This is a genomic window from Halopenitus persicus, from assembly GCF_900107205.1.
Lineage (GTDB): Archaea > Halobacteriota > Halobacteria > Halobacteriales > Haloferacaceae > Halopenitus > Halopenitus persicus.
Map to the genome: position 1 here is coordinate 1 of NZ_FNPC01000024.1, position 3,455 is coordinate 3,455.

5 protein-coding genes and 1 pseudogene are annotated in these 3,455 nt (G+C 65.0%); 1 reads left to right on the forward strand and 5 read right to left on the reverse strand.

Annotated elements, in window-relative coordinates; translation table 11 throughout:
• The 3 genes and pseudogenes from BLV25_RS16550 to BLV25_RS16555 all read right to left on the reverse strand — a co-directional run.
• Positions 1 to 1,162, reverse strand: a pseudogene (locus BLV25_RS16550) (hypothetical protein); the annotation flags it as partial.
• Between the two features lie 148 nt (positions 1,163 to 1,310).
• Positions 1,311 to 1,478 carry a hypothetical protein gene (locus BLV25_RS17615; protein WP_176819537.1) on the reverse strand — a complete coding sequence of 56 codons (168 nt, stop codon included), beginning with the start codon at positions 1,476 to 1,478 and terminating at the stop codon, positions 1,311 to 1,313.
• Complete coding sequence (locus BLV25_RS16555) at positions 1,475 to 1,729, reverse strand: hypothetical protein (RefSeq protein WP_092735459.1); 255 nt, start codon at positions 1,727 to 1,729, stop codon at positions 1,475 to 1,477. The genes BLV25_RS17615 and BLV25_RS16555 overlap by 4 nt, the downstream gene beginning before the upstream one ends.
• Before the next feature lie 314 nt (positions 1,730 to 2,043).
• Here BLV25_RS16555 and BLV25_RS16560 point away from each other — a divergent pair, with 314 nt between their 5' ends.
• Complete coding sequence (locus BLV25_RS16560) at positions 2,044 to 2,811, forward strand: hypothetical protein (RefSeq protein ID WP_176819538.1); 768 nt, start codon at positions 2,044 to 2,046, stop codon at positions 2,809 to 2,811.
• Between the two features lie 85 nt (positions 2,812 to 2,896).
• Here the strand turns inward: BLV25_RS16560 and BLV25_RS16565 are convergent, their stop codons facing one another.
• Both BLV25_RS16565 and BLV25_RS16570 read right to left on the reverse strand, forming a co-directional pair.
• Positions 2,897 to 3,142: a type II toxin-antitoxin system HicA family toxin gene (locus BLV25_RS16565; protein WP_092735461.1), complete on the reverse strand. Its 246-nt coding sequence runs from the start codon at positions 3,140 to 3,142 to the stop codon at positions 2,897 to 2,899.
• Positions 3,142 to 3,402, reverse strand: a complete 261-nt coding sequence (locus tag BLV25_RS16570; RefSeq protein WP_092735462.1) for a type II toxin-antitoxin system HicB family antitoxin — start codon at positions 3,400 to 3,402, stop codon at positions 3,142 to 3,144. The genes BLV25_RS16565 and BLV25_RS16570 overlap by 1 nt, the downstream gene beginning before the upstream one ends.
• Between the last annotated feature and the right edge of the window lie 53 nt (positions 3,403 to 3,455).

The following is a 3,455-nucleotide window of genomic DNA, read 5'->3' on the forward strand; positions in this document are numbered from 1 at the left end:
CGCCCTCGAGGGCGACGTCCTTCGCGGTGTCGGCGTCATACGCCGGGTGTTGGTCGACCGGCTTCGCGCCGGCGAGGAGCGGCGTGAGGTCGTCGCTCCAGCCCTGGAGGTAGTCGTCGAGGTCGACTTTCTCGAGGCCGGGGCGCGGGAGCTCGGCGACTCTCGCCTCGAGGCCGTGCTCGTCGAGATAGGCGGCCGTTTTCACGGCGCCTTTGACGCCCTCGCCGAACTGCTGGAGGGTGAGCCGGTCGCGGTCGTCGACGTTACTCGTCGGCCGCTCGGCGTCCTGAATCAGGTACACTCGGTCGACGTCCCGCTCGTCGAGCGCCTCGAGGAGGACGTCGTGGTGTTTCTGTTTGAACTGCTTTGTCACCGGCGAGATACAGGGATACCCCGCCTCATGAGCGGTAATCGCGTCGGCGATTCCCTCGGTGATAAGGACGGGGTCGCCGGGTTCGACGGTGTCGAGGCCGTAAATCGGTTCCTCGGAAGTGACGTAGTCCTTCGTATGAGCGAGCTTTCCGTACTTACCAGCTAAGAAGTCCTCCGGGTGTTTCGGGGCGGTTTCCCTCGCGATCGCGTAAACGGCCCGGCCGTCGGCGTCGAAATACGGGAGGACGTACCGGCCGCGCCATAGCGGGCGAAGGTCCTCGGTAAAGAGGCCGGTCGCGCGGATCGCGTCTCGGTCGTGCCCCCGGCCGAACAGGTGAGCTATCAGGTCGTCTTTGTAGTTCGCCGGCGCGAACCCGAGGAGTTTCTCGTCGATCGTGTCGGCGTCCCACCCGCGCCCGTCGCGGTAGTAGTCGCGCGGCGTGTCGTGGTCGCACTCGTCGGGGAGGTCGCGGTCTAACTGTTGGTGGAACCACTCCAGCGCGTCGACGAGCGCCGAACCGTCGGTATCGGGAGTTTCGGACGTCGTCGAGGCCGGTTTGTCCGCCTCGAGGGTGGGGTTTGCGTCCCGAGAATCCCCCTCCGGCGCGCCGGTGTCGGGCGTTTCGAGCGCCAGGTGAGGGTCGTCGCTCGCGAGGGCGTCGTCGACGGCGTCACCCCAAACGGCGGGGTCGGTATCGGTCGCGCCGAGCACCTCGGGCGTGGTCGCCTCGGGATTCAGTCGTAGGTACTCGGCGAGCTCCTCGAGCGCCCCGTCGTCGGCGTCGGTCATTTCATCCCCCTCCCTTTCTCGCGGCACCCGTCACACACCCAGTCGGTCCCACCGTCGGCGCGTCCTAACTCGGGATTGAGGTTCTCCTCGCCCCCACAGTATACGCACTCGGCGCCGGTAGGCGGTCCCTCCGGCGTGTCGCGGGGCGTCATGCGACCACCTCCTCTTTGTCGAATATCCGAACCGAACCGTCGGGGCACTCGACGAGGACGGCGCCCCCGAGGTCGGAGCGGTCGGTGTAGGGGATCGAAAGCGTCTGTTCGCCGTCGTAGCGGTACGGTTCGGTGAGCCGGAGAGTGTCGGTGTCGGTAGTCATGAAGATACCTCCAGAAAGCCTTTCGCGTGATCCGAACACCGGACGCCCTCGCGGACGGCGTCGGTGTCGTCGCCGGCGTCGACCACCTCGAGCGGTTCGCCCTCGCGGTCGCACCCGAGGACGTCGCACTCCTCGAGGCCGGCGGTAACGTGCATAAGCGCGGCCGTCGCTCGCCAGCCAGCGCTCGGCGAGGCTTCGGGCGTCGGTCGGTCGGCGTCGATACGTCTAGTCGTGTCCTGAGTGTCCGTCATGTAGGCCAAAGGCCGGCACTAAGGCGCGCCGGGAGCCGTTGACGGGCGTAACAGGGTGGCCGTTAGCGTCGGGAGTAACGCTAAAGGTTTCGGCGACAGAAGGAACACTCACAGGCACCACCTGCCCGTGGTACGGCCTGCTCGCCGGCCGTCGTCGCACCCCTCCGGGTCGCGGCGGCGGTCGTCGCGACTCGGGGTAACGCCCGTAATCGTCCAAACGTCGTCGGCCCCTCCCTGCCAAGAGACAGGCCGACGGCGTTTTTCACCGATTCTACCGTTCATGAGTGGCTTCTCTCGCCCCGGTCGCTTAGTAGTTGCTCCAGGGCGGCGTCCATACTCGGGAGCTCGTGCTCGTCCCGATACTCCCGGAGCGCCTCGGCGCGCTCGGCATGGACTGTAACCGTGGTGGTCGTCGTCGCCATTCTCTAACTTATGTTAGCGCCCGGAGGTACATTAACGTTATGTACGGGTGGGTACACGGTGTTATCGTGAGCGGTAACGCTAATCGGGATTCAGATACCAGGATAGTCGACCCTGACGCCGACCGCGACCGGGGGATTCTCACCCCTCACGACAGGTCGTTTCTCCTCGCGGCCGAGGGCGAGGGCGAGGGCGTCCGGGACGAAATGAGCGATAGCGCCGTTCGACAAAAGCGACACAAGATACGTAATCGGTTCCGAAACGCCCTCATCGACATACAGTACCTCCTCCTCCTCGAGGACGGCGACTTGAGCCGGCTGTTCCCGGCCGACGAGTGGGACGACTACGAGCTCGGTATCGTACACGGCGCCGTGCTCGCGGCCGTCTATCACATGATCCGCGCCGAGGCCGACCGCGAGGAGATTTTCAACACTCTTGAGGCGGTGGTCGCGAACGACGTCATTCGCGAATACGCCGAGAAACACGGCGTGTACGCGCCCGAGGGAGAGGTCGGCGTCGAGATCGGCATCCCGCCCGTCGAGGAGTGTCCGACTCTCGAGGAGGTTCGGGAGGTCCTCGAGGCCGGCGAGGAGATACCCGAAAGCGCCCACATGGCCCTCGACTACGGCGGTATCCACCCCAACCCCGAGGAGCACCTGTAACCCGCGCCGCTGCCGTAGGCGTAGGCGAGGAGCTCTGTCAACTCCTCCAGCGTAAGCGCGTCCTCGGGTGTGTCGTGTGACATAGTTAGACGACGGCGTCGATCCATCGGCAAAAGTCGTGAAAGTCATTCGCGCCGGCCTGGTCGGCTATATCCTGGAGGGTTCCGATCGGGATCGGGTCACCCTTCGGGACCGTTACCGTCCGCACCTTCCCCGTATCGGGGTTCTTGTATCGAAGTGTCGTGTGGCTCCCCTTCCCACCGACCGGGACGAACCCGTGTTTCGATAGGCCTTTGATTATCTCGTCGGACGAAAACGTCGTTCGGACCACTATTCAAGCCAGGGCGGCCGCCCCGCCTCGCCGATCTCGGCGTCGATCCCTTGCTCCTCGAGGTATGCCTCGGGATCGTCGATCGGGGTCCCTTCCCCGCGGTGGCTCTCCAGGGCGTCGGCGAGCTCGCGAAGGGCGTCGCTTTCGGTGGAACCGAACGACGCAACACCGGTTTCGACGTGTCGTGCCGTTACCCGGCCGTCGTCCTCCCGAATAAACTCGACCTTATCCCGTCCGGGGGGATCTGCGACGGTTGCCATACTAACAGATACGCCGGGGTAGTGATGTAAACTTTCGGTAGAACCCTCAAAGC